Origin of the sequence: Vibrio sp. 10N.247.310.98 (assembly GCF_041467395.1) — a bacterium.
GTDB lineage: Bacteria > Pseudomonadota > Gammaproteobacteria > Enterobacterales > Vibrionaceae > Vibrio > Vibrio crassostreae_C.
Genome location: NZ_JBFSUL010000021.1, coordinates 24,435 through 48,694, shown reverse-complemented (window position 1 = coordinate 48,694; position 24,260 = coordinate 24,435). Strand labels below are relative to the sequence as shown.

Sequence of the window (24,260 nt, the reverse complement as noted above, 5' to 3'; positions counted from 1 at the left end):
CGACCTAATTACCTACGATAGGCCAAATGCTAAAAAGGCTCTCATGATGAGAGCCTTTTTTATGCATTTTGAGTGCGATGATTAGTGAAGAAGACGAGCACGGATTGTGCCTTCGATCTCTTTCAGTTTAAGCAGTGCTTCTTCAGAGCGATCGGCTTCTACATCGATAACGACATAACCCATATCAGCCGCAGTCTGTAGGTATTGACCCGCGATGTTGATCCCTTCCTCAGCGAAGATGGTGTTGATCTGAGTTAGGATGCCTGGGCGGTTTTCGTGAATGTGTAATAAACGAGACGTTCCAGTATGCAGTGGTAGTGATACCTCAGGGAAGTTAACACTTGATAGCGTAGAGCCGTTATCAGAGTATTTCGCTAGCTTACCAGCAACTTCAACACCAATATTCTCTTGTGCTTCTTGAGTTGAACCACCCACGTGAGGCGTTAGGATCACGTTATCGAACTGCATTAATGGAGACTCAAACGGGTCTGCATTGGTTTTTGGTTCTGTTGGAAAAACATCAATAGCCGCACCTGCAAGGTGTCCAGACTCCAGAGCGCCACACAGAGCAGGAATATCGACTACCGTGCCACGAGCTGCGTTGATAAAGATAGAACCAGGCTTCATGCGCTCGAACTCTTCTTTACCCATCATGTCTTTTGTTTCGTTGGTTTCAGGTACATGCAAAGAGATTACGTCACACTTGTTCAGTAATTCCGTCATGGTATGAACTTGCGTTGCGTTACCCAGAGACAGTTTGTTTTCAATGTCGTAGAAGTAAACACGCATGCCAAGGTTTTCAGCAATAATACCCAGTTGAGTACCGATGTGACCGTAGCCAATAATACCTAAACGCTTACCACGGGCTTCGTAAGAGTTGTCGGCACTCTTTTTCCAGATGCCACGGTGTGCAAGCGCGTTCTTTTCTGGAATGCCACGTAGTAGCAATAGAACCTGACCAAGAACGAGCTCAGCAACGCTTCGAGTGTTTGAGAACGGTGCGTTGAACACAGGGATACCGCGTTTTGCTGCTGCTTGAAGGTTGACTTGGTTAGTACCAATACAGAAACAACCGACGGCAACTAGCTTTTCAGCTGCATCAATAACTTCTTGGGAGATATTAGTGCGAGAACGAATACCAATGAAATGAGCATCTTTTACTGCTTCAAGAAGTTCATCTTCCGGTAGCGAGCCTTTGTGGTACTCAATGTTTGTGTAACCAGCGGCTTGCAGTACTTCTACAGAAGAAGGGTGAAGACCTTCTAGAAGTAGAATTTTAATTTTTTCTTTTTCCAGTGAAACTTTGGCCATTGTTCTCGTCCTTAAAATGGAAAGGTTGGGCAAATGCGGCGCACGTGCTACAAAATGGCTGAAAGGGGAACAAATTCACCACTTTGTTAGGAGACAAACGTTTTCCCTGTGCGTCTTCTGAACAATAAAGTAACAAAAAAAAAATGTTTTGGGTAAGAAAATTACGGAATAAGACATAATTTTACAGCAATAAAGCAAAAAAAACGGCGCCCTAGGGCACCGTATGTAATGAAGTAACAGAAAAACTCAATCTTCTATTATTTATTCTTCGATTTTTGCACCTTCAGGCGTGCCGGTGATAACCACATCAGCACCACGGTGAGCGAACAGACCAACCGTCACCACACCAGCTATACCATTGATGATATCTTCTAGTTGTTTCGGGTTTTCGATCGCCATGCCGTACACATCTAGGATCACGTTGCCGTTATCGGTTGTGCAGCCTTCGCGGTAAACTGGGTCACCACCAAGCTTAACCAACTCACGTGCCACGTATGAACGTGCCATTGGGATTACTTCAACAGGCAGTGGGAATTTACCCAACACATCAACTGCTTTAGTGCCGTCAACAATACACACAAACTTATCAGAGATAGCCGCTACGATTTTTTCACGAGTCAAAGCAGCGCCGCCGCCTTTGATCATATCGCGTGAAGCGTTAATCTCGTCTGCGCCATCAACATAGATGTCTAGTTTGAATACGTCGTTGCACTCAAATACTTTGATTTCTAGTGCTTCTAGTTTTTCAGTAGAGGCTACAGAGCTTGAAACCGCACCTTTGATTTTGTCTTTCATTGTGCCAAGTGCGTCGATGAAGTGATTTACTGTAGAGCCAGTACCTACACCTACAATGCTGCCTTCTTCAACATATTGAAGTGCTGCCCAGCCAGCTGCTTTTTTCATTTCATCTTGAGTCATGCCATTCTCCTGAATAAGGTCTTGCGCTTTGAATTAATCGTTCGCGTATTGAAGTTAACGTTTAAATATCGAGGTTAACGTTTGCGGCGCGATTATAGCGCTTTAATGGTTGTTTTCCCATTGCCAAGTTTTACTCGGAGTCACGATTTTAGGTAACGGAATGTCCCATTCTTCAATCGGTAGCGTATCAACATGTTGGCAATCATGAGCCAAACCAATAGGAGCTGCACCTTCGCCCGTCTCGAACCACTTTGCCAAGGTGCGATCGTAATATCCGCCGCCCATACCTAAACGATGGCCATGGGAGTCAAAGCCGACAAGGGGCGTAAGAATAAGGTCGAGTTGCTGACAAGGTTTAACCAGCATTTGATTGAGCTGAGGTTCGACAATACCGTACTTATTCAAGACCGTCGGTGTGGTTGGCGAGTAGTGTAAAAACAGCAGGTGCCCGGCAGAGAAGGGGTGCAATACTGGTAAATAAGTTTGCTTACCTTGCGCCCATAACCATTCGATTAAAGGCTGAGTATCGAGTTCGCCATCGATAGAGATATAGAGGGCAATATGCTGAGCAGACTGAATTTCATCAAGCTGCATGCACTGCTTAACTAAGTCGATACCGGATTGAGTTTGTTGGTCGCCAGATAAGGCATTGCGTTTGATACGGATCTGTTTGCGAAATTCGCTGCGTGTGAGCGTCTTCATAAGAAGGGATACCCCAAAGTGCCGTTGAGAATAGATGGCCCTTGAACCAGCGAGTTCAAGGCGGATCAGCAATGATTACCGTAGGCTTCTCGGCGGACCGAGCATGCTCAATAGCACTCAAGTACTAACCCTTAGGGATTGCTTATCGGCTCGGGGACGTGAATCCTCTGACAAACACTCCAGGGTAAATTTTGTGTACGCTATTGCTGTCCGTGCTTAACTTTACTGAGGACATCTGAAAGTGATGTCGTGAGCTGTTCCATTCGCTCGGTCAGTGCGTTTTGTTCATCATTTGCTTCAAACTTCTTGGTTTGTAATTCGTAGCAAATATTCAGAGCTGCGATAGTCAGCAGCTTCACTTCATTGGTTACCTTAGTACGTTCAGCCATCTCTTTCAATCGATTATCAAGATCGGCCGCCGCTGCAATCAATGACTCTTCTTGCCCTGGTGGACAATTCACTCGAGTCAGTTTTCCTAATATTTCAACGTCTACCGCTTGATTACTCATGATGGATGAACTCTTTAACGCGCTATTTTAAGGCTGTTGCCCTTCGCCATTTTTTGAGAAAGAAAAAGTGCAAGTACCGATGAGGAAGCAATCTCCTCTGAGGGAGAAACTATAGGTAAACCGCTATTAAGATTCAAGCTTTTCAGAGTGACTGTTTGTAAATGAGAGCTTGAGCACACAGTAATTCAGCAAATTGAATAATTGGTAGTCAGTCATCCTTCAATTGCTGGGGATCGATGCTTACCAGAATTGGGGTGAAGTGGTACGATTATACTATCGATATAAAGAATAACTGAGCGAGCTATCTGATGAGCGAAACTACTTTACCTGACTACCTAACGGTTGCGACTGAACTTCAATCGGCAAGTCTAGCCGTAACCCCTGCTGAGATGCACGGTTTATTAACGGGTATGTTAAGCGGAGGCTTAAGCCTTGCAGATAAAAGCTGGCAACCACTGATCTTCGATTACACCAATGAAGGCATGGGTTGGCCAGATCGCGCATTAACGCTAGCGGAAGCGACACTGAAAGTAACGACCAGTGAAATCACAGGTTCGGGTATGGAATTGTCTATGTTGCTGCCTGACGAAGACGCAAGCGCAAGCCTATTTGACTTGGCTGATGGTGTGTCTGATTGGATTAACCATTTCATTACTGGTCTAGGCTTGGTTGGCGCTCAATTGAACAAAGCGTCTGACAGTACAAAAGAAGCATTAGCTGATCTAGAAGAGATGGCTAAGCTAGGCATTGACGAAGAAGATGATCTGGAAGAGCAAGCGCAGCTTCTAGAGCACGTTATTGAGCACGTAAAAGCGTGTGCACTAACGATTCATGCTGAATTTGGTGCTCGCCCATCTGAAGATGCGGCGCCTACCATTCATTAATTCGTTGGCCGGTTTGAGGTTATGATGGCTCAGTATGATGTTGTAATTGCTGGTGGCGCAATGGCAGGGGCAACCTTAGCCCTTGCTTTGAATCACCTAAGCCAAGGTTCACTGTCGATTGCGGTAGTGGAGCCTTATCAGGTTGATCATCAAGCTCACCCTGGGTTTGATTCTCGTTCGATTGCTTTGTCCTATGGCACGGTGCAGATCCTGGATTCTTTGCGCTTATGGCAATCTATCGCTCCGGTCGCGACCCCGATTAAAGATATCCATGTTTCGGATCGCGGGCATGCCGGAATGACAGACATCTACAGTGAAGAGCTTGCTGTAGATGCGCTTGGCTACGTGGTCGAGTTAGCAGATGTGGGTCGAATCTATCAGCAGAAACTTGAATCAGAAGCGGCAATTACCATGCTTTGTCCTGAGTCTGTTAGTAAAGTTGAACGTGAAGAAGCGTTGACGACGATTGAACTGACAAGTGGGCAAACAGTAACCACTAAGTTACTGGTTGCTGCTGACGGTGCAATCTCAACCTGTTGCCAACAGCTCAATATCTCATTGAGTGAGCACGACTTTGAGCAAGTCGCTGTGATTGCCAATATTGTGGCGAGTGAACCTCACCAAGGTCGCGCATTTGAGCGTTTTACCCATCATGGGCCAGTTGCTCTATTACCGATGAGTGACAACCGTTTATCGTTGGTTTGGTGTTTAACACCAGAGCAAGCACAAAAAGTGATGACGCTAAACGACAATGAATTTCTTGAGCAATTGCAGAATGACTTTGGCTGGCGACTTGGCCGATTAGAGAAGGTCGGCAAGCGCGCGAGTTACCCTCTGATTCTTCGTCACCGACAGCAAAATATCTCTCATCGATTTGCCATTGTTGGTAATGCTGCTCAAACGCTTCACCCAATTGCGGGGCAAGGCTTTAACCTAGGCATCCGAGATGTGGCTTCCTTGGCAGAAGAGTTGTGTACCCAGTTAGATGATGTAGGTCGTTACCGTGGTCTTGTTAACTTTAGAAAGCGTAGAGAACAAGACCGAGACGCAACGATCACGTTGACTTCAAGCCTAGTTCACCTGTTCTCAAACGATTATATGACCGCTCGCATTGGGCGTAATCTTGGGTTAGCCGTAATAGATAACCTTCCACCACTTAAAGGTCCACTTTTGCGTCATACGCTTGGCCTAGTAGAAAGATAAGGTAATAAATAATGATGCAAAGTGTTGATATCGCGATTGTTGGTGGTGGCATGGTTGGCCTAGCGCTTGCTGCTGCCCTAAAAGACAGTGACCTAAGAATCGCTGTCATTGAAGGCAGAGCGCCTAGTGAAGGGCTGAGTGAGCTGCCTGATGTGCGTGTATCCGCGTTGAGTCGTTCTAGTGAAGTGATTCTTCGTAACCTAGGTGCATGGCAAGGTATCGAACAAAGACGCGCTGCACCGTATCAAGCGATGGAAGTGTGGGAACAAGACAGTTTCGCTCGTATTGAGTTTGACTCGACACGCTTGGCTCAGCCGAACTTGGGTCATATCGTTGAAAACCGTGTGATTCAATTAGCGCTGCTTGATCAGGTTAAGAAACAAGACAACGTCAGCCTGTATATGCCCGCAACGTGTAAAACGATGGCGATTGGTGAAAGTGAAGCTTGGTTAACATTGGACAATGGTCAAGCACTGACAGCTAAGTTAGTTGTTGGAGCAGACGGCGCAAACTCTTGGGTTCGTAAGCAGCAAGATATCCCATTAACACATTGGGATTACGGACACAGTGCGATTGTCGCGAACATCAAAACCACAGAGCCGCACCACAGCGTTGCTCGTCAAATCTTCACGCCTCAAGGCCCATTGGCATTCCTACCAATGCAACCAAGCAACATGAGCTCGATTGTTTGGTCTACGGAACCAAATCGTGCCGAGAACCTCGTATCAATGTCGGATGCTGAATTCAACAAGCAGTTAACAGCTGAGTTCGATGCAAAGCTGGGCTTATGTGAAGTGGTTGGTGACCGTTTTGCCTTCCCACTGCGCATGCGTTATGCGCGTGACTTTGCGGTAGAGCGTGTGGCTTTGGTTGGTGATGCTGCTCATACCATTCACCCATTAGCAGGGCAGGGCGTGAACCTTGGCCTATTAGACGCAGCAAGCCTAGCGCAAGAGCTGTTAAAGCTATGGTCTGCGGGTGAAGACATTGGCACCAAGCGTAATCTTCGCGGCTACGAGCGCTGGAGAAAAGCAGAGGCGGCGAAAATGATTGCTTCAATGCAGGGCTTTAAAGATCTGTTTGAAGGCGATAACCCAGCTAAGAAGCTGATTCGTGGCATTGGTATGAAGCTTGCGGGCCAATTACCGGGTGCGAAAGATGAGATCATGAAGCGCGCACTGGGTTTGTCTGGCAATCTTCCTGACTTAGCTAAGCGTCCAGTGACTCATCGATAATGACATAGTGTTCTGGTGGTATATCGAATCATCATTGATACGAAAATTGGTACGAAAAAAGGGTTGGCATAATGCCAACCCTTTTTGTTTTTAATTCTGTAGATAATCAGGTCATGCGTACGCGCAGCGCAGTTTCATGATTTCACTATTTATTTCTTTCACTGTTTGAAAGTGACGTTTTTCTGCTCGGTCTGGTAGCACTAGCTTACCGTTATCAAACTCAAATTTTCCTACGCCGTAAATGTAGATTCGTCCTTTGAAAAGTCGACTTACATGTTTAGCAATCATACTCGGTGTATAGCGCTTAAACAGTCTCATTCTTAATTATCCTTATATTTACCTAGCCTGCATATTATAGAAAAATTCCGAGATAATAATTGTGATAAGCATGGAGTTATATGCAGTAGCGTTGACGTTAATTAGATATTTGTGCTGTTCTAAGCACTTTCTTCAGTAAATATCTATTTTTACGTGAGCTCCTCCCCAAAATAATACTGAGTAGTGAACTGCCGTGAACTTTTCTGTTCAGTATTAAGCAGTGATAATGTTACAAGTATAAGAATAGGCGGGATTTTTTTGTTTGTGTAATCAAATTGTAAATTTCGGACAAAAAAAAGCCCGTCTAAAACGGGCGAATAGTCACAGATGCATTACACAAAAGTGGATACTGATGTTACTCAGTGGATTCACTTGCACTGATTTGCTTAATAGCTAGTCAGTAAATTTACAATAACGCAAATTTAACTTTGTGACTACTTATGCTTTTATTTTGAGTAACTATTTATTAATGGTGTGTTCTTCTTATGACGAGGTTCACACTAAAAATGTACTCAATGAAATATTAAAATGAAGTTTGCGAAGCATGATCTAAACGATCATCGACTGATGTCCGCGACGGTCGGTGCACATAGCGCCATAAGATCATTGAGATCCAGCGCAACGCCAGCCATTCGGTCGCCGGAGCTAATGGTTACGGTCGAGTTGTTTTGAATGGAAGGATCAAAAATGATCGGCATGTGTCTCTTGAGAGCGAGCGGACCAACACAACCCACTTTAAAACCGGTGATCGCTTCAACATCAGCGAGCGACACACAGGTCATTCGACGGCAATTCAGTACCGAGCGTACTTTCTTGGGGTCGACAGAGCGATCGCCAGCAGTACAGGCTAACGCATACTGGTTGCCCATATCCTTGAGCAGGATGCACTTCACCATTTGAGAGGCGTCGATGCCTCGCTCTTGTGCGGTTTCTTCAATGCTGGTGGTTGGCTTGCTTTGCATCAGCAGGCGATAATTCACCTGCTGTTGATCCAGCCATTGTGTAATCAGCGTTTCCACGTGGTTACTCGTCGTCAAGGCTGTACGGCAGTGGCAGGATATTCCATGTTTGATCAGGCTGCGCGGTCAGTCGCAGCTGAACATCGTCATCAAGGTTGTTTGGCAGTACCATCAAACCAATCGCTCGGTTATCAGCAAATTGATAGACGTTTAATAGTCGGCCTGCGCCACGCCAGTTCTCACCCACACTACGTTCCAGTTCAATAGGGTTTTCTAACGACAGCACGTCCGCAGTTGTGCCCGACACAATGCGCATCTCACGCTTGTTCATGCCACGGTACTTAGCACGAGCAACCGTTTCTTGACCTGTGTAACAGCCTTTTGAAAAGCTGATACCGCCAATCGCTTGCAGGTTAAGCGCTTGAGGGATGTGCTCGTTTTGCTCTGCTTTCGATAGGTTAGGCTGAGCATCAAGAATTTCATGATATTGCCAAAGTGTTTCTGATACTTTCTCCGCAGCGCTGTTTGATACCAAGGCTTCAGCGGCTTCTTCTGTCACAAGTAGAGCCCAGCGGTTATCTGCAACTTGAACCGCTGTACCACCAGAGATAGCACGCACATTACCTTGGCTTTCTGAAATAGAATCAATGTATTGATTAGCTGACGAACCCATCACACCGATAACAACGTCAGACGTTTGCTCGATATCGACCTTAGAGAACACCGCGTACTTCTTGATTTCAACGAGCTCGACTTCAATCGCTGATTTAGGTTGCATGAGTGCGTAGCCACCGTTGTGGTGGAACAAACGAAAGATACTCCATACCTTTCCTTTTGCATCACAGTGCGCGCCTAATGTGGATTCATCATTAGGAAGAGTGACGACATCGCACGTTACTTGACCCTGTAGGTACGACTTTTTGTCATCGCCTATCATGGTAATTGCACTCCAGTCTGATACGTGTGTCATCATCAGTTCTGGAAGCGATTCATTTTGCGTATGAGCGAGTGGCTGAAATATGTTTTTCCAATCCATTTTATCTTTCCTAAGAATTTTATTTGGCTCTATGTTAATCCGGTTCTGTTTCTTTGTCAGCCTAGGTTTTTTTGTGAGCTTAGATAGGGACTGTGACTCACATAGTAGTTGCAGGGCGTATGACTTGTTACACTCCGAGAAAGAAAAATTATAGGTGAGGATAGCCAATGTACACTGCAGAGCAGAAAGCACGAATTAAATGGGGTTGCCGTCGCGGCATGTTAGAACTTGATGTAGTCATCATGCCATTTTTCGAAGAGTGTTTTGATTCATTGCAAGAGCAGGAACAGCGCGAGTTTGTTTCTCTATTAGAGTGTGATGATCCAGATTTGTTTACTTGGGTAATGGGCCACGGACGCAGTGAAAACCTAGGCCATGCATCAATGGTTGATAAAATTGTCGCACACAACCTCAGCAAGGTTCGTTAAGCTTCAGCTTAACCCTTCGTATTCCGCATTATTTGCAAAAGGCACTATTTTTGGGTGCCTTTTGTTTTTCATCGTCCTGTCTTCTATTCCACTTGCCGCCAGCCTTTATTGCTTAGCTTTAATGATCCGCTTGTTCAGAAACAATCATGTGATTCTAAATAGTGTCTATGGGCGTTTTGATTACAGAGAGGATGGTGATATTCGACTCAATGACCGAACTTACCGACTCAAGTCCGTTGATAAGATCTGGGCGCAGTTCTTCGTTAAATTGCAGTTTGAATGTGGGCACTCGGTACTGCTTTGGCGGGACAGCTGTTGCGAGCGCGAATATCGTCATTTTCTGGCGAACTTACAACGAACACGCTAGATAAAAGAAAGCGTTAGACAAAAGAAAAGGGAGCTCTCGGCTCCCTTTCGTTTAATCATTTTCCGCTGACGGCTAATTCGCTAAGCACGTTTAACCAATTATTATGATTGGCGTTTCTCTGGCGTCAGAATCGTTGGGCCACTGTCTTCTGCAAGTTCAGGGTAATCCAACGTGTAGTGGAGGCCGCGGCTCTCTTTACGTTGCATTGCACAACGAACCATTAGCTCTGCCACTTGTAGCAAGTTACGCAGTTCTAATAGGTTATTCGAAACCTTGAAGTAGCTGTAGTACTCATGAGTTTCTTGTTGCAGCATCTGAATGCGACGCAATGCTCGCTCTAGTCGTTTATCCGTTCGAACAATGCCCATGTAATCCCACATGAATAGGCGCAGTTCGTGCCAGTTGTGTTGAATGATAACTTCTTCATCACTGTTGGTGACCTGGCTTTCATCCCATGCTGGCAGTTCAGCGCACAGTTGAGATTGGTCGATGTTCTCAACGATATCTTTTGCTGCTGCCCATGCGTAAACCACACACTCAAGCAGTGAGTTAGAAGCCATTCGGTTTGCACCGTGTAAGCCGGTGTAGCTCACTTCGCCAATCGCATACAAGTTCGTTAGGTCGGTTTGACCCTGCTTATTCACCATGACACCACCACACGTGTAGTGAGCGGCTGGTACGATAGGGATCGGCTCTTTGGTCATGTCGATGCCCAAGTCCATCAAGCGAGTATGGATCATCGGGAAGTGCGCTGTGATGAATTCTTCAGGCTTGTGGCTGATATCAACATACATACAGTCGGCACCTAAGCGCTTCATTTCGAAGTCAATTGCACGAGCAACCACATCACGTGGCGCCAGTTCACCGCGCTCATCGAAGTCCTTCATAAAGCGAGAACCATCTGGACGACGCAAGTAAGCACCTTCACCACGCAGTGCTTCCGTTAGTAGGAAGTTACGCGCTTCTGGGTGGAATAAACAAGTTGGGTGGAACTGGTTGAACTCAAGGTTTGCCACACGACAACCCGCACGCCAAGCGATAGCAATACCATCACCTGAAGAAACATCTGGGTTAGAGGTGTATTGGTAAACCTTTGAAGCGCCGCCTGTTGCTAATACAACAAACTTAGCGCGCACGGTTTCAACATGTTCTTGGTTACGGTTCCAAATGTAGGCACCGATCACCTTGTCTTTTGAACCACCAATCTTATCTTCCGTGATCAAATCCAGCGCATTGTGGCGCTCGAAGATCTCGATATTTGGGTGGTTGTTGACGTTATCTTGTAGTGAGGTTTGCATCGCCATGCCAGTTGCATCGGCAGCGTGCAGAATTCTGCGGTGACTGTGGCCACCCTCACGAGTGAGGTGATATTTTGGTTGGCCTTCTGTGCTGTTCTCATCTTTATCAAATGGAACACCACCATCAATCAGCCATTGCACACACTCTTTCGCATTTTCAGCAATGAATTGAACTGTATCTTCTTCGCATAACCCAGCCCCAGCGATTTGAGTATCCTCTACATGAGACTCAATACTGTCCGACTCATCGAACACCGCGGCGATACCACCTTGTGCGTAATACGTCGATCCTTCGCTGCGTGGTCCTTTGCTTAATACAATTACTTTTGCATGTTCTGCTACGCGTAAGGCTAATGACAAGCCTGCCGCACCACTTCCTACCACTAATACATCACACTGATGTTCACGGTTTGCGTTCATAAAACTTATTAAATCCCGGGCTATAGTCGAGTTGTCCACTCTCAATTGACTTTGTCTTGTTTTAGGAGTTTGGCTAAGACTGTTATAATCTCTCCAGAGTCATCCTTAAACGCTATGCAAAATCAATATATAGACAGCTATCTAGAAATATTTAATTGCTCAATACCATTGCTTTTGCTCAAGTTTCCCCAAATTGATAGGGATAGCTATTTTTATTACATCACATTGTGAAACAATAATGGCAAATAATTTTAAGAAAGTTGGAACTTTCGGTATTTGGCTTAGTCACAATAGTGCTCTTGTAGACGGTGGTGTCAATACTACATTTCGCATAATTAGTACCCATATCTGTGAAGGTGAGGGTTATAACAATAGGAGTACCCGCTCGAATGAACGAGCAGCTAACCGATCAAGTGTTGATTGAGCGAGTTCAGAGTGGAGATAAGCAGGCATTTAACTTACTAGTGGTTAAGTATCAAAACAAAGTTTGTAATCTTATCTCTCGATACGTGAATAATTCCGGTGATGTACCTGATGTAGCACAAGAAGCTTTTATTAAAGCTTACCGCGCGATACCTAACTTTCGTGGCGAGAGTGCCTTCTATACATGGTTATACCGAATTGCCGTGAACACCGCTAAAAATCATATCGTTGCCCAAAGCCGTAGGCCGCCAGTAACCGATGTAGATGCAGAAGATGCAGAATATTACGAAACAGGCAGCGCGTTAAAAGAAATATCGAACCCTGAGAACTTAACGCTGTCTAAAGAATTGAAACAAGTTGTTTTTGGAGCGATTGAAGCGCTACCAGAAGACTTAAAAACTGCAATGACGTTGCGAGAGCTCGAAGGTTTGAGCTACGAAGAGATTGCAGAAGTAATGGATTGCCCTGTAGGAACCGTACGTTCGCGTATTTTCCGAGCTCGTGAAGCGGTGGAAAAGAAAATCAAACCTCTTTTGCAACGCTAGAACTTGTAATAATTATGGTGAAAATAATGGCTGATAAAGAAAAGCTTTCGGCACTCATGGATGGTGAAACGATCGATAAAGCTCTCATTGTAGATCTAGAATCTGATCAAGAAAGCATGGATACTTGGCAGAGTTACCATTTAATTGGTGATGTTATGCGTGGGGATTCGCCAGAAACTCCAGAGTGGAACATTGCTAATAGTGTAGCGGCAGCGCTTGAGAACGAGCCTGCACATGGTTCAATGTCGAACCTGCACCAAGTGAATGTTGAACCTACTGTTGCTCCAATTGAAGAGCAACCTAAACCTCAGCAAGCGAAGCGTCAGCTTCCGGCGTGGTTACAACAGTTTGGACAAGTTGCCGTGGCAGCGTGTGTTTCATTAGCCGTTGTATTAGGTGTTCAACAATATGGTGGTAGCGACCCTGCAGCACCAGAGCAGTTGCCTGTACTCCAGACGATTCCATTTGCCGGTTCTGCGGAACCAGTAAGTTTAACGCGTGACTCTGTTGAGAAACCAGCATCTGAAGCTAACTTGCAAGAGCAGCGCAAACGCGTTCATGCATTGTTAGAAGATTATGAGCTGCAGCTAAGATTAAACAGTGATGCATCGCCAATGCAAGATGCACATCTAGAATCGGACATTGAATGAAGAAAATCCTGGTCAGTGCACTGACACTGTTCAGCTTGATGTCTCCAACAGCCTTTGCAGAGGAAACCACTGCAAAGGCCTTGTTGCATCAAATGAACGAGGCCAGTCAGCATCTAAATTACGAACTCTCCTACATTTTGATAAAGAAGAGCAGTATTGAGCCTCTTGTTTATCGCCATGCGGTTAACGACGACCAACAACTTGCACACCTTGTTTATCTAAGCGGCCCTGTTCGTGAAGTCATTCGACGTGGCAACGAAGTTAGCTACATCGAGCCGGGTACAGAGCCATTTACGATTCAGTCAGGCAGCATGGTTGCGCCTGTTATTCCGATGATTAATCGAGATATCGAATCTCTGAATCAGTACTACGACTTTGTGAAAGTTGGTCGCTCTCGTGAAGCAGGTAGCACCACTCAAGTGCTGCGTGTCGTGCCGAAAGATGGCCTTCGCTACTCTTACGTGGTTTGGGTAGACGAAAAAACGAATCTTCCTTTGCGTGCCGACCTTTTGGATCGTGATGGCGAAGTGCTTGAACAGTACCGCACTATCTCTTACGTGGTGAACGATAAGATTGCTGAGGCTATGGGTGGCTTGAGCCAAGCTCAATTGCCGAAAGTTTTATCATTACCGGAAGGCTTAGTGAGTGAAACTAACTGGCAAGCGTCGTGGATTCCTGAAGGGTTTAAATCAAAAGAGCTTAGCCGCTATCAAATGGCTGCGACCGATAAAATGGTTGAAAGTCAGCTTTTCAGTGATGGACTGTTTAACTTTTCGGTTTATATCGCGGAAAAAGATGAGCATTCATTGAAAGGGCAGCTGGTGCGTCAAGGGCGTAGAACCTTGCACAGCTTAGTGATTGGCGATAAAGAGATCTCTGTGGTTGGTGACATTCCGCCGGCAACTGCAAAACGTATTGCTCAGTCAGTTACATTTAATAAATCGGTACAAGCGCAATGATGACCGCGCTGGCGACCGTTAGCTCGGTTGAACAAAAAGGTAAGCAATACTTTGTTCAATTGAGCTGCGAACAACAAACCAGTTGTAGCAGCTGTTCTTCTCAAAAAAACTGCGGTACGGGTATTGTGACCAAGGCTGTTGGCAATAAATCTTTGTTTTGGCAGCTTAAAACCAAAAGCTTAGTCAAAGCTGGACAAATCGTAGAAATTGGCTTTCCAGAAAAAAGCCTACTTCAGTCGGCGGCGATTGTTTATCTCATCCCACTTTTCATGTTGATGATTGGTGCTGGTTTTGGGCAACTCTTGTTACAACCCTTACTCCAGGGGGGCGAGGGCATTGTTATCTTAAGTGCAGCACTGTTTACTGCTGGTGGGATTGCCTTAGCGAAGCGGTTAGCCAAACCCATGGAAGACAAATCCAAGCAAGAAGTCGTCTTGATTCGAATCCTAGGTGAGTCTCTCGTCTAATTTATGATGCTTCTTGCCCTTAAATTGGGTAGAATCTGCCAACTTGATTGAAATGCCGCCACCAATGCTGACTGTAGATTGGACGCGTCGCGGCTTTCTTATTATCCCTATTCAAAGAGTTTAGTCACACCAAGCCTATGAAGCACATTCGTAATTTTTCGATTATCGCCCACATCGACCACGGTAAGTCGACCCTTTCTGACCGCTTAATCCAAGTTTGTGGAGGATTAAGTGAACGTGAGATGGCAGCTCAAGTCCTCGATTCTATGGATATAGAACGCGAGCGTGGTATTACAATTAAAGCGCAGAGTGTGACTTTAGACTACAAAGCTAAAGATGGTGAAACTTACCAACTTAACTTTATCGACACTCCTGGACACGTAGACTTCTCTTACGAAGTATCTCGTTCTCTAGCGGCTTGTGAAGGCGCACTACTTGTAGTGGATGCTGGCCAAGGTGTTGAAGCACAAACTCTAGCAAATTGTTACACAGCAATCGAAATGGAACTGGAAGTAGTGCCAATCTTGAACAAGATTGACCTACCAGCTGCTGAACCAGAACGTGTTGCTGAAGAAATCGAAGAGATCGTTGGCATCGATGCGATGGAAGCGACTCGCTGTTCTGCGAAAACAGGTTTGGGTGTTGATGATGTTCTAGAAAACATCGTGACGGCAATCCCGCCACCGGAAGGTGATCCTGAAGCGCCTCTACAAGCGTTGATCATTGACTCTTGGTTCGATAACTACCTTGGCGTAGTTTCTTTGGTTCGTATCAAAAACGGTAAGCTGAAGAAGAACGATAAGATCAAAGTAATGTCGACAGACCAAGTATGGGGTGTTGACCGTCTAGGTATCTTCACGCCTAAGCAAATCGATACTACAGAGCTAAATACTGGCGAAGTAGGTTGGGTTGTTTGTGGTATTAAAGACATCCTAGGTGCACCGGTTGGTGATACGTTGACGCTTGCAAAAGGCGGCAGCACTGAACGTCTACCTGGTTTCCAAAAAGTGAAGCCTCAGGTATACGCTGGTCTATTCCCTGTATCATCTGATGACTACGAAAACTTCCGTGACGCGTTAGGCAAATTAAGCCTGAACGATGCATCACTGTTCTTTGAACCAGAAAGTTCAGCAGCACTTGGTTTTGGTTTCCGTTGTGGCTTCTTAGGAATGCTTCACATGGAGATCATCCAAGAGCGTCTAGAGCGTGAATACGACCTAGACCTAATCACAACTGCTCCAACAGTAGTGTATGAAGTTGTAAAAACAGATAAAACGGTTCTTTACGTTGATAGCCCGGCTAAACTGCCAGCGGTTAATGACCTAGAAGAAATTCGTGAGCCAATTGCACGCTGTAATATTCTGGTACCTTCGGATTACCTAGGTAACGTAATCACACTGTGTGTTGAGAAGCGTGGCGTACAAGTAGACATGGTCTACCACGGTAACCAAGTTGCTGTGACGTACGATCTTCCTATGGCAGAAGTAGTTCTAGACTTCTTCGACCGTCTGAAGTCAACGTCTCGCGGCTATGCATCATTGGATTACAACTTCCAACGTTACGAGCCATCAAACATGGTACGTGTAGACGTACTGCTGAATGGCGAAACAGTTGATGCACTAGCTATCATTACGCACAAAGATATTGCTCAGTCTCGTGGTCGTCTACTGGTAGAGAAGATGAAAGAATTCATCCCTCGTCAGATGTTCGATATCGCGATTCAAGCAGCGATTGGTAACCACATCATTGCTCGTTCTACAGTGAAACAACTGCGTAAGAACGTAATCGCAAAATGTTACGGTGGTGATATCAGTCGTAAGAAGAAACTTCTTAAGAAACAAAAAGAAGGTAAGAAGCGTATGAAGCAGATCGGTAACGTTGAACTGCCTCAAGAAGCTTTCCTTGCAATCCTTCATGTTGGCAAAGATTAACTTTATCCAGCATTAAACGAATAATTGAAAGTGAAAGAGTAGCTCGCTACTCTTTCACTTTCGTTATTTTTAAAGAAATGAAATTTAAGGGATATCAATGGCTAATACATTTTCGCTTATCTTAGTGATCGTAACTCTAGTGACCGGCATTGTATGGGCGTTGGAAAAGTTTGTGTGGGCGAAGAAGCGCCAGCAAAAGCTTGCTGACGTTGAAGCACAATCGAATGGCCTAGACGCTGAAACTAGCGCAAAAGTTACGGCTCAACCTTGGTGGGTTGAGAACAGTGTGTCCATTTTCCCGGTAATTGCATTTGTTTTGGTTCTGCGTTCATTTATTTATGAACCGTTTCAAATCCCTTCTGGCTCGATGATGCCAACGCTTTTGGTTGGTGACTTCATCTTGGTAGAGAAGTACGCGTACGGTCTAAAAGACCCAGTATGGCGCACTCAACTGGTAGAAACGGGCAAGCCAGAGCGTGGTGATTCAATCGTATTTAAGTACCCACCTCAGCCTAACATCGACTACATCAAGCGTGTTGTTGGTATGCCAGGTGACACCATTCGCTACAGCAGTCGTAAAGAGATCTGCATTCAGGCGAAGGGTACAAGTAGCTGTGAACCAGTGAAACTAAGTAATGTTGAAGAGAGCCAATTTATTCAAGATGGTGTGCCTCTGATTCAGCTGAACGAACAGCTTGGAGACGTAGAACACCAGATTTTAGTTAACCCATTGCGCCGCGATCGTGTGCAAGCATATCAGCCTCGCAATGGTGTTAACGAATGGGTCGTTCCAGAAGGCCAGTACTTTGTGATGGGTGATAACCGTGACAACAGTGCCGATAGCCGTTACTGGGGCTTTGTCCCTGAAGCAAACCTTGTTGGTAAGGCCGTTGCTATTTGGATCAGCTTCGAATTCGAACGCGGTTCAGACAGTGTACTTCCAACATGGATTCCTACTGGTGTGCGTTTTAATCGCATCGGTGGGATTCATTAATCGATCACATAACACATCGAGAGAGCATGAATTCTCCAATTGATAAACTAGAGAGAAAGATTGGCTATCAGTTTAATGATGCCGATCTTATCCACTTGGCGCTGACTCACCGCAGCGCCGCAGGTAAACATAACGAACGTCTTGAGTTTCTGGGCGATTCAATTTTAAGTTTTGTTATCGCTGATGATCTTTACCACCGTTTTCCTAAGGTAAACGAAGGTGATATGAGCCGCATGCGCGCAACATTAGTACGTGGTCATACATTGGCAGAACTAGGTCGTGAATTCGAACTAGGAGATTACTTAAAATTAGGTCCAGGTGAGTTGAAGAGTGGCGGTTTCCGTCGTGATTCTATTCTAGCGGATGCGGTTGAAGCGGTCATCGGCGCTGTCTATTTAGATAGTGATACCGAGACGGTTCGCGGCATTATTTTAAGCTGGTACCAATCTCGCCTAGATGCTATTCAGCCTGGAGTATCTCAAAAAGATCCGAAAACTCGCCTACAAGAGTTTTTGCAAGGTCGAAGAAATCCTCTACCTGTCTACACAGTAACTAATATTAAAGGTGAAGCACACAACCAAGAGTTTACGGTTGAGTGTGAAGTGGCAGGTGTGGATAAACCTGTTATCGGTAAAGGCACTAGCCGCCGCAAGGCAGAACAAGCGGCTGCTGAAACAGCATTAGAGCAACTAAGCAATGTCTGATAACAACCAAGATTTCGATATCGATGCATTCTTTTCATCTGATAGCAAAAAAACAGGCCTACCGGAAAACCAACACTGTGGCTTCATCGCTATTGTCGGTCGCCCAAATGTAGGTAAGTCGACGCTTCTGAACCATATTCTGGGTCAGAAGATTTCTATTACATCACGTAAACCACAGACGACACGTCACCGTATTATGGGCGTTGAAACTGAGGGTGATTACCAAGCGATCTTTGTTGATACTCCTGGACTTCATATTGAAGAAAAGCGTGCCATCAACCGCTTGATGAACCGTGCGGCGAACAGCTCATTGAGTGATGTAAACCTAGTATTCTTCCTTGTCGATGGTACTCACTGGACTGACGACGATGAGATGGTTCTGAACAAACTGAAGAAGACTGACTTCCCAGTTGTACTTTGCATCAACAAAGTAGATAACGTTCAAGACCGTACTAACGTGATGCAGCACATGATGGAAGTCTCTAAGAAGATGGACTTCATTGATGTAGTGCCAATCTCAGCGAAGCAAGGTAAAAATATTGATGTACTGCGTAAGCACGTACGTGAACATTTACCTAAAGCGACACACCACTTCCCTGAAGAATACGTGACTGATCGCTCGCAACGTTTTATGGCCTCTGAAATTATCCGTGAAAAGCTGATGCGCTTTACGGGTGACGAGCTACCTTACTCGGTAACGGTTGAAATCGAACGTTTCGATTACAACCCAGATAACGATGGCTTCCACATCAATGCACTGATTCTTGTTGAGCGTACAGGCCAGAAGAAAATGGTGATTGGTAAAGCGGGCGAGAAGATCAAAACGATTGGTCGTGAAGCGCGTATCGATATGGAAGAGCTATTCGGCCGTAAGGTTTACCTAGAGACTTGGGTCAAGGTTAAATCTGGCTGGGCTGATGATGAGCGTGCACTTCGCTCGTTAGGCTACATCGACGATCTATAATATATTGAACGTCACTTTCTGAGATTAAGAAAGTTGAACTGAAGATAAATCCAAGAGAGAGTGCGAACTCTCTCTTTTTGTATCTGTAATAAGGGTAAGTGATTGAGCGAAGGGTTACAGCGATGCTTTGTGTTGCACCGTCGACCATACAGTGAGTCGAGCCTGATCTTGGACGTCTTCAGCGAAGAGTTCGGTCGGGTGACGTTGATGTCTAAAGGCGCTCGCAGCAAGCGTTCCAATTTGAAAGGTGCATTACAACCTTTTACGCCGCTATTGCTTAAGTGGTCTGGTAATGGTTCGATGAAAACCTTACGCCAAGCTGAACCCATCAGCTTGGGGCTCCCTCTCGCCGGTATTAATCTGTATTCAGGCATGTACGTGAACGAGCTTATCGGTCGGGTATTGATGGCGGAAGTACCGATGCCTGCACTTTTTCACGACTATCTTCATGCTTTAACAGAGCTGGCGCATAATGATAATCCTGAGCCAGCACTGCGTCGCTTTGAGCTGGCTCTATTATCTGCTATGGGTTACGGCGTCGACTTTTTACACTGCGCGGGCACTGGCGAAGCGATTGATCCGAGCATGACTTATCGCTATCGAGAGCAGAAAGGTTTCATCGCTTCAGTACGTCGAGATAACCTGACTTTTATGGGCGATGAACTTATTGCAATCAGCGAACGTAGGTTTATCACTAAAGAGCAGTTAAAAGCGGCAAAACGCTTTACACGCATAGCCTTAAAGCCGTATCTTGGCGGCAAACCATTAAAAAGTAGAGAGCTATTTATGCCAACAATAGCCCTCTCCAGAGCACGGAGTATTGGAAAATGAGCTCAATCCTTTTAGGCGTTAATATCGACCATATTGCAACACTACGTAATGCACGTGGTACTAAATACCCAGATCCAGTACACGCAGCTGAAATCGCTGAACGTGCTGGTGCAGATGGCATTACTATTCACCTGCGTGAAGACCGTCGTCACATCGTTGATCGCGATGTGCGTATTCTGGCTGAAACACTTCAAACTCGCATGAACTTGGAGATGGCCGTAACGGACGAGATGGTTCAAATTGCACTCGATACTAATCCTGAGTTTGTTTGTCTGGTTCCTGAAAAACGTGAAGAGCTAACCACTGAAGGTGGCTTGGACGTAGTTGGTCAACTAGAGAAGATCAAAGCGGCGACACAAAAACTGTCTGCAGCAGGTATCAAGGTATCTCTGTTTATCGATGCTGACCGTGAGCAAATCGATGCTGCAAAAGCGTGTGGCGCACCGTTCATTGAACTGCACACGGGTCACTATGCTGATGCTAAGACAGAAGAAGATCAACAAGACGAGCTTAAGAAGATCGCAGCAGGCGCAAGCTATGCAGATGACTTAGGTATCACAGTCAATGCGGGTCATGGTCTGACTTACCACAACGTAGCACCGATTGCGGCACTTCCAGAGATCTACGAGCTGAACATCGGTCACTCGATCATGGGACGTGCAGTGTTTGATGGCTTAAACAAAGCCGTTGCAGACATGAAAGCAATCATGGAAACAGCACGTAACAACGCTTAGTTCGGCAAGTCGTCGGCACTAAGCGATGTACAGTTAATCATTAGACAGAAGTTAAGTAGTAGAGGAAACATGGCAGTTGTTGGATTAGGTACAGATATCGCAGAAATCGAACGTGTCGAGAAGGCGCTGTCGCGAAGTGGCGACGCTTTTGCTCAGCGTATTTTGACGGATTCTGAGTTTGAAGTATTCCAACAGTTGAAGCAAAAAGGCCGTTACCTTGCAAAACGTTTTGCTGCTAAAGAAGCTGCATCTAAGGCGTTAGGTACGGGGATTGCGCTGGGTGTTACCTTCCACGACTTTGAGATTTCAAACGATGAGCATGGTAAGCCAGTATTGAGCTTACACAAGAAAGCGCGTGAAATCGCAGAGGCGAATGGCACAACATCGATTCATCTGACTATCTCGGATGAGCGTCACTACGCTGTGGCAACGGTGTTACTCGAATCGTAAACAGATTATCGCGACTTTATATCTAGTGCTCTTGGCTCTAGACAGAAAAAAGCAGAGCTCATGAGCTCTGCTTTTTTATTGGCGGGTAAACCCTCTAAAGAATACTAGTGAGTAACAAGTACCCGCTAGGCCTTCGCCTGTTTCAAGTAGTGAATCGCGGTTGCTTGAACCTTATCTAATTCATCCTGAAGCTCGAAAAGCTCAGGTTCAATGTCTTCAACAGAAGTACCTGAACGCAGCTCTTTCTCTATTGTCGCACATACCGATTTTAGCCTTGGTACGCCGCTGTACGAGCTGCTGCCATGCATCTTGTGAATGATGTGTATCAGCTCTTCAACTGGATAGTCACTGTCTTCTATCGCTTTGTCTGCTGCCTCATACACCTCTGGAATAAAGTCGACGAGCATTTGCAGCATATCGCGTGCGAGGTCTTCTTTATTGGCGGCTTGTTTCATCGCAGCTTGCCAATCAATGATGATGTTTGTGTGCACGCTGGCTTCAGTTTCTGACACCGGACCGTTGTCGACTTCAGCAGAGACCGCTGGGTGGTCTGGATCTATTTTTTCGATGAGCTCAACCTCAGAGGTCGAGCTCCAATGAATCAGAACCTGCTGTAAAACATGCTCTTCAATAGGTTTGGTTAGGTAGTCATCCATGCCCGCTTCAAGCAGTCGATCTCGTTCGCCAATCATTGCATGTGCGGTCACGGCAATTACAGGTGTATTCGCATTGTTCGCCAGTTTTTTGATGTTCTGACAAGCGGTTACACCGTCCATCTGTGGCATTTGAATATCCATGAAGATGATATCAAATGGCGTCTCTGTCGCTTTGTCTATCGCCTGCTGACCACTGGTACAACTGATGACGGTTTCTACACGCTCTTTAAGCAGCGCGGTAATCAACTTAAGGTTGGCTGGGTTGTCGTCTACTGCCATCACAGTAAGCGGTAACTTCTCTTCAGAATGCGTTTCAATCGCTGGTGCAATCAAGGTAGGTGCCTGATTCGATACCAGAGTTTGCAGCAACTTCTTACGAGAAAGAGGCTTGGTGATGCACTGAACATCGACCTCTTTCATTAGTTGCTCACCCAACGCTAGCTCGGTACTTGGTGTACCAATAATCACGTTTTGAGCAATCTTCTTCGCACCGATCGCCCAACCACTCACAGTATCAAATTGATACTCTTGGTTGGCGGCTAGGTTAAGCAGAACGTAGTCATACGAGGTCGTCTCATCTGGCATCACCGAACGATACGTTACCACTAAGCCTTCTTGGGTTAGGATTTGCTGAGTAATCGATGCCGCTTGCATGTTTGGCTCGATAAGCAGCAGTTGTTTGTCTTGCAGACACTGCGTCTCAATCAGCTCTGTCATCGGCATATCAGTCGTTGATAGTCTCAAGGTGAACCAGAAGGTAGAGCCTTGGTGAAGACGACTGGTTAGGCTGATCTCTCCGCCCATTTGGCTGACCAGTTTTTGGGTGATAACCAGACCTAAGCCTGTACCACCATAGCGACGAGAGATACTTGCATCGGCTTGGCTGAAGGCTTGGAACAGCTGAGCTTGTTGACGCTCCGAGATACCAATACCCGTATCGCGAACCATGAACTGCAGCTCGATGTTGTCTTCGCTTTGTGAACGCAGCTCAACGCTGATATCAATATTGCCGCGCTCGGTAAACTTGATTGAGTTACCCACTAGGTTGGTTAGGATCTGCTGAATACGCAGTGGATCGCCCACCACACCTGGCGGTACTTTAGGGTCGATCTTCAGTGTCAGTTCTAGGCCTTTCTCATGAGCGTTGGTTGCTTGAAGGTTTACTACCTCTTCAAGGCTGGCTTGGAATTCAAATGGGATGTTCTCTAGGGCTAATTTACCGGCTTCAAGTTTCGAGAAGTCCAAGATATCGTTGATGATGCTAAGCAGGTTGTTTGCCGAGCGTTCAATGGTTTGCAGGTAATCGGTTTGACTGTTCGATAGGTGAGTCTTGAGCATTTGACGAGTAAAGCCAATCACACCGTTCAGCGGCGTTCTCAATTCGTGAGACATATTCGCTAAGAACTCAGACTTAACACGAGCCGCTTCTTGAGCGCGTTTCTTCGCGATGTCTAACTCAACGTTTTGAATCTCTAGCTGTTCAAGAGTTTCACGCAAATCTGATGTGGCCTGGTCGATACTGTGCTGCATCTCGACGTGATACTCTGATAGCGATACCGCCATCGCATTGATACCGTTTTTCAGCGAGTCTAGCTCACCATGCATCTTACCTTCGATACGCACATCTAGGTGACCTCGACGAATTCGGTCGACCATGTTTTTCATGTGTGTGATCGGTTGAGTTACATCGTGCATTAAGCGGAACGCAAACACGCCCGATAAACCAAGCCCGAGAATCAACACTAAGAATGCAGAGAACACTTCTTGATATTGCTGCAATCGAAGTGATGAAAGATCTAATTCAATCGCAATGTAGCCGATCGCTTGATTAGCTTGAGACTGACCGTTGGCTGAATTGATGTACTGGCCTTCGGCGATGATAGGTGTCCGCAGAATCAGCGTATTATCGAGAAGGTTCGATGAGCTTAAATGCGGGATCGGTTTATCTTTGGGGTAGGTCAGGCTTTCAAAATCGGGGTGGAAGTTTGAGGTTACAAACAACTCATGACGCTCATCAAACACCGCGATACTGCGCACTAGCTTAGAATTCTTTCGATGCGCATAGCTAATAAGCTGACGAACAGACTCTCGACTTTCGAGCTTCATGCCTGATTCACTCGTAATCGCAAGTGGCTCAATGATGCTAGTACCAGTGTTAACCACTTGACCTTCAAGGTCTTGATAGCGGTTAAATGAGAAAAATGCACTCAATAGCAACCCAATAATCAGGGTTGGAGCTAGAGTTAAGGTAATTACACGGGCTCTTAAGCCATATCTGGTCATGTTCTTTAATTACATCGAGGTCTGGATATGGGAAAATAACGCACACAATGGCGGTTAAGTGAACGGTAAGCTTAATCAAAG

25 protein-coding genes and 1 other RNA gene are annotated in these 24,260 nt (G+C 45.7%); 16 read left to right on the top strand and 10 right to left on the bottom strand.

Translation table 11 applies throughout. The annotated features are described in order from the left end of the window. Window positions 1–81: 81 nt before the first annotated feature. The 5 genes from serA to zapA all read right to left on the bottom strand — a co-directional run bounded on the left by serA (window position 82) and on the right by zapA (window position 3,440). Entirely contained in the window at window positions 82–1,311 is a 1,230-nt protein-coding gene (serA, locus tag AB6E78_RS10695) for a phosphoglycerate dehydrogenase (protein ID WP_017059058.1), read from the bottom strand. Window positions 1,312–1,572: 261 nt separating this feature from the next. Next, on the bottom strand, window positions 1,573–2,229 hold the full coding sequence (rpiA, locus tag AB6E78_RS10690) for a ribose-5-phosphate isomerase RpiA (protein WP_048605825.1): 657 nt from the start codon (window positions 2,227–2,229) through the stop codon (window positions 1,573–1,575). A 102-nt stretch (window positions 2,230–2,331) separates the two neighbouring features. Then, window positions 2,332–2,931: a 5-formyltetrahydrofolate cyclo-ligase gene (locus AB6E78_RS10685; RefSeq protein ID WP_017059056.1), complete on the bottom strand. Its 600-nt coding sequence runs from the start codon at window positions 2,929–2,931 to the stop codon at window positions 2,332–2,334. A 6-nt stretch (window positions 2,932–2,937) separates the two neighbouring features. After that, window positions 2,938–3,120, bottom strand: a non-coding RNA gene (gene ssrS, locus AB6E78_RS10680) — 6S RNA. Between the two features lie 11 nt (window positions 3,121–3,131). After that, window positions 3,132–3,440, bottom strand: a complete 309-nt coding sequence (zapA, locus tag AB6E78_RS10675) for a cell division protein ZapA (protein ID WP_004735366.1) — start codon at window positions 3,438–3,440, stop codon at window positions 3,132–3,134. A 308-nt stretch (window positions 3,441–3,748) separates the two neighbouring features. On the opposite strand from zapA, the gene AB6E78_RS10670 reads away from it, so the two are divergent. From AB6E78_RS10670 to AB6E78_RS10660, 3 genes are read left to right on the top strand one after another with little or no spacing between them, the layout of a single operon-like run. Continuing rightward, on the top strand, window positions 3,749–4,324 hold the full coding sequence (locus AB6E78_RS10670; RefSeq protein WP_017059055.1) for a YecA family protein: 576 nt from the start codon (window positions 3,749–3,751) through the stop codon (window positions 4,322–4,324). A 24-nt stretch (window positions 4,325–4,348) separates the two neighbouring features. Next, window positions 4,349–5,527 (top strand): 2-octaprenyl-6-methoxyphenyl hydroxylase, encoded by a 1,179-nt coding sequence (gene ubiH, locus AB6E78_RS10665; protein WP_017059054.1) that lies wholly within the window; start codon window positions 4,349–4,351, stop codon window positions 5,525–5,527. An 11-nt stretch (window positions 5,528–5,538) separates the two neighbouring features. After that, entirely contained in the window at window positions 5,539–6,762 is a 1,224-nt protein-coding gene (locus AB6E78_RS10660; RefSeq protein WP_017063203.1) for an FAD-dependent 2-octaprenylphenol hydroxylase, read from the top strand. 111 nt (window positions 6,763–6,873) lie between these two features. Here the strand turns inward: AB6E78_RS10660 and AB6E78_RS10655 are convergent, their stop codons facing one another. The 3 genes from AB6E78_RS10655 to ygfZ all read right to left on the bottom strand — a co-directional run bounded on the left by AB6E78_RS10655 (window position 6,874) and on the right by ygfZ (window position 9,075). Continuing rightward, window positions 6,874–7,080: a DUF1107 domain-containing protein gene (locus AB6E78_RS10655; RefSeq protein WP_009847660.1), complete on the bottom strand. Its 207-nt coding sequence runs from the start codon at window positions 7,078–7,080 to the stop codon at window positions 6,874–6,876. Between the two features lie 557 nt (window positions 7,081–7,637). Further along, complete coding sequence (locus tag AB6E78_RS10650; RefSeq protein ID WP_048605859.1) at window positions 7,638–8,099, bottom strand: aminoacyl-tRNA deacylase; 462 nt, start codon at window positions 8,097–8,099, stop codon at window positions 7,638–7,640. Window positions 8,100–8,103: 4 nt separating this feature from the next. After that, a complete protein-coding gene (gene ygfZ, locus AB6E78_RS10645) occupies window positions 8,104–9,075 on the bottom strand; it encodes a tRNA-modifying protein YgfZ (RefSeq protein WP_102398276.1) in 972 nt (323 codons plus the stop codon). Window positions 9,076–9,242: 167 nt separating this feature from the next. Between ygfZ and AB6E78_RS10640 the strand changes: the two genes are divergently transcribed. Further along, entirely contained in the window at window positions 9,243–9,503 is a 261-nt protein-coding gene (locus tag AB6E78_RS10640) for a succinate dehydrogenase assembly factor 2 (protein ID WP_004735374.1), read from the top strand. Then, complete coding sequence (locus AB6E78_RS10635) at window positions 9,451–9,870, top strand: protein YgfX (protein ID WP_372051302.1); 420 nt, start codon at window positions 9,451–9,453, stop codon at window positions 9,868–9,870. Before AB6E78_RS10640 ends, AB6E78_RS10635 begins: the two co-directional genes overlap by 53 nt. Window positions 9,871–9,971: 101 nt before the next feature. Here the strand turns inward: AB6E78_RS10635 and nadB are convergent, their stop codons facing one another. Next, window positions 9,972–11,588, bottom strand: coding sequence for an L-aspartate oxidase (nadB, locus tag AB6E78_RS10630; RefSeq protein ID WP_017059049.1), 1,617 nt, complete (start codon window positions 11,586–11,588; stop codon window positions 9,972–9,974). A 389-nt stretch (window positions 11,589–11,977) separates the two neighbouring features. Here nadB and rpoE point away from each other — a divergent pair, with 389 nt between their 5' ends. From rpoE to acpS, 11 genes are all read left to right on the top strand, one after another. Next, a complete protein-coding gene (gene rpoE, locus AB6E78_RS10625; RefSeq protein WP_017068700.1) occupies window positions 11,978–12,556 on the top strand; it encodes an RNA polymerase sigma factor RpoE in 579 nt (192 codons plus the stop codon). 26 nt (window positions 12,557–12,582) lie between these two features. After that, window positions 12,583–13,206 (top strand): sigma-E factor negative regulatory protein, encoded by a 624-nt coding sequence (locus AB6E78_RS10620; protein WP_017063205.1) that lies wholly within the window; start codon window positions 12,583–12,585, stop codon window positions 13,204–13,206. Then, a complete protein-coding gene (gene rseB / locus AB6E78_RS10615; RefSeq protein ID WP_017059047.1) occupies window positions 13,203–14,165 on the top strand; it encodes a sigma-E factor regulatory protein RseB in 963 nt (320 codons plus the stop codon). The genes AB6E78_RS10620 and rseB overlap by 4 nt, the downstream gene beginning before the upstream one ends. Continuing rightward, the gene (locus AB6E78_RS10610) at window positions 14,162–14,632 is read left to right on the top strand and encodes a SoxR reducing system RseC family protein (protein WP_017059046.1); all 471 of its coding nucleotides are present in this window, start codon (window positions 14,162–14,164) and stop codon (window positions 14,630–14,632) included. The genes rseB and AB6E78_RS10610 overlap by 4 nt, the downstream gene beginning before the upstream one ends. 137 nt (window positions 14,633–14,769) lie before the next feature. After that, window positions 14,770–16,563 carry a translation elongation factor 4 gene (gene lepA / locus AB6E78_RS10605; protein WP_017059045.1) on the top strand — a complete coding sequence of 598 codons (1,794 nt, stop codon included), beginning with the start codon at window positions 14,770–14,772 and terminating at the stop codon, window positions 16,561–16,563. A 97-nt stretch (window positions 16,564–16,660) separates the two neighbouring features. After that, a complete protein-coding gene (gene lepB / locus AB6E78_RS10600; RefSeq protein WP_017068697.1) occupies window positions 16,661–17,557 on the top strand; it encodes a signal peptidase I in 897 nt (298 codons plus the stop codon). 26 nt (window positions 17,558–17,583) lie between these two features. Next, window positions 17,584–18,261, top strand: a complete 678-nt coding sequence (gene rnc, locus AB6E78_RS10595; protein WP_017066012.1) for a ribonuclease III — start codon at window positions 17,584–17,586, stop codon at window positions 18,259–18,261. Next, the gene (era, locus tag AB6E78_RS10590; protein WP_017059042.1) at window positions 18,254–19,225 is read left to right on the top strand and encodes a GTPase Era; all 972 of its coding nucleotides are present in this window, start codon (window positions 18,254–18,256) and stop codon (window positions 19,223–19,225) included. The genes rnc and era overlap by 8 nt, the downstream gene beginning before the upstream one ends. 102 nt (window positions 19,226–19,327) lie before the next feature. Beyond that, entirely contained in the window at window positions 19,328–20,056 is a 729-nt protein-coding gene (recO, locus tag AB6E78_RS10585; RefSeq protein WP_019826299.1) for a DNA repair protein RecO, read from the top strand. Next, a complete protein-coding gene (pdxJ, locus tag AB6E78_RS10580; protein WP_017059040.1) occupies window positions 20,053–20,790 on the top strand; it encodes a pyridoxine 5'-phosphate synthase in 738 nt (245 codons plus the stop codon). Before recO ends, pdxJ begins: the two co-directional genes overlap by 4 nt. A 69-nt stretch (window positions 20,791–20,859) precedes the next feature. Next, entirely contained in the window at window positions 20,860–21,240 is a 381-nt protein-coding gene (acpS, locus tag AB6E78_RS10575; RefSeq protein WP_017059039.1) for a holo-ACP synthase, read from the top strand. A gap of 125 nt (window positions 21,241–21,365) precedes the next feature. Here acpS and barA read toward each other — a convergent pair whose 3' ends face one another. Beyond that, on the bottom strand, window positions 21,366–24,179 hold the full coding sequence (gene barA, locus AB6E78_RS10570) for a two-component sensor histidine kinase BarA (RefSeq protein ID WP_017059038.1): 2,814 nt from the start codon (window positions 24,177–24,179) through the stop codon (window positions 21,366–21,368). Between the last annotated feature and the right edge of the window lie 81 nt (window positions 24,180–24,260).

What these genes read in the sequence shown, in the direction of transcription:
- serA (WP_017059058.1), bottom strand. Translation starts at nt 1,311, where the DNA reads ATGGCCAAAGTTTCACTGGAAAAAGAAAAAATTAAAATTCTACTTCTA.
- rpiA (WP_048605825.1), bottom strand. Translation starts at nt 2,229, where the DNA reads ATGACTCAAGATGAAATGAAAAAAGCAGCTGGCTGGGCAGCACTTCAA.
- AB6E78_RS10685 (WP_017059056.1), bottom strand. Translation starts at nt 2,931, where the DNA reads ATGAAGACGCTCACACGCAGCGAATTTCGCAAACAGATCCGTATCAAA.
- zapA (WP_004735366.1), bottom strand. Translation starts at nt 3,440, where the DNA reads ATGAGTAATCAAGCGGTAGACGTTGAAATATTAGGAAAACTGACTCGA.
- AB6E78_RS10670 (WP_017059055.1), top strand. Translation starts at nt 3,749, where the DNA reads ATGAGCGAAACTACTTTACCTGACTACCTAACGGTTGCGACTGAACTT.
- ubiH (WP_017059054.1), top strand. Translation starts at nt 4,349, where the DNA reads ATGGCTCAGTATGATGTTGTAATTGCTGGTGGCGCAATGGCAGGGGCA.
- AB6E78_RS10660 (WP_017063203.1), top strand. Translation starts at nt 5,539, where the DNA reads ATGATGCAAAGTGTTGATATCGCGATTGTTGGTGGTGGCATGGTTGGC.
- AB6E78_RS10655 (WP_009847660.1), bottom strand. Translation starts at nt 7,080, where the DNA reads ATGAGACTGTTTAAGCGCTATACACCGAGTATGATTGCTAAACATGTA.
- ygfZ (WP_102398276.1), bottom strand. Translation starts at nt 9,075, where the DNA reads ATGGATTGGAAAAACATATTTCAGCCACTCGCTCATACGCAAAATGAA.
- AB6E78_RS10640 (WP_004735374.1), top strand. Translation starts at nt 9,243, where the DNA reads ATGTACACTGCAGAGCAGAAAGCACGAATTAAATGGGGTTGCCGTCGC.
- AB6E78_RS10635 (WP_372051302.1), top strand. Translation starts at nt 9,451, where the DNA reads ATGCATCAATGGTTGATAAAATTGTCGCACACAACCTCAGCAAGGTTC.
- nadB (WP_017059049.1), bottom strand. Translation starts at nt 11,588, where the DNA reads ATGAACGCAAACCGTGAACATCAGTGTGATGTATTAGTGGTAGGAAGT.
- rpoE (WP_017068700.1), top strand. Translation starts at nt 11,978, where the DNA reads ATGAACGAGCAGCTAACCGATCAAGTGTTGATTGAGCGAGTTCAGAGT.
- AB6E78_RS10620 (WP_017063205.1), top strand. Translation starts at nt 12,583, where the DNA reads ATGGCTGATAAAGAAAAGCTTTCGGCACTCATGGATGGTGAAACGATC.
- rseB (WP_017059047.1), top strand. Translation starts at nt 13,203, where the DNA reads ATGAAGAAAATCCTGGTCAGTGCACTGACACTGTTCAGCTTGATGTCT.
- AB6E78_RS10610 (WP_017059046.1), top strand. Translation starts at nt 14,162, where the DNA reads ATGATGACCGCGCTGGCGACCGTTAGCTCGGTTGAACAAAAAGGTAAG.
- lepA (WP_017059045.1), top strand. Translation starts at nt 14,770, where the DNA reads ATGAAGCACATTCGTAATTTTTCGATTATCGCCCACATCGACCACGGT.
- lepB (WP_017068697.1), top strand. Translation starts at nt 16,661, where the DNA reads ATGGCTAATACATTTTCGCTTATCTTAGTGATCGTAACTCTAGTGACC.
- rnc (WP_017066012.1), top strand. Translation starts at nt 17,584, where the DNA reads ATGAATTCTCCAATTGATAAACTAGAGAGAAAGATTGGCTATCAGTTT.
- era (WP_017059042.1), top strand. Translation starts at nt 18,254, where the DNA reads ATGTCTGATAACAACCAAGATTTCGATATCGATGCATTCTTTTCATCT.
- pdxJ (WP_017059040.1), top strand. Translation starts at nt 20,053, where the DNA reads ATGAGCTCAATCCTTTTAGGCGTTAATATCGACCATATTGCAACACTA.
- acpS (WP_017059039.1), top strand. Translation starts at nt 20,860, where the DNA reads ATGGCAGTTGTTGGATTAGGTACAGATATCGCAGAAATCGAACGTGTC.
- barA (WP_017059038.1), bottom strand. Translation starts at nt 24,179, where the DNA reads ATGACCAGATATGGCTTAAGAGCCCGTGTAATTACCTTAACTCTAGCT.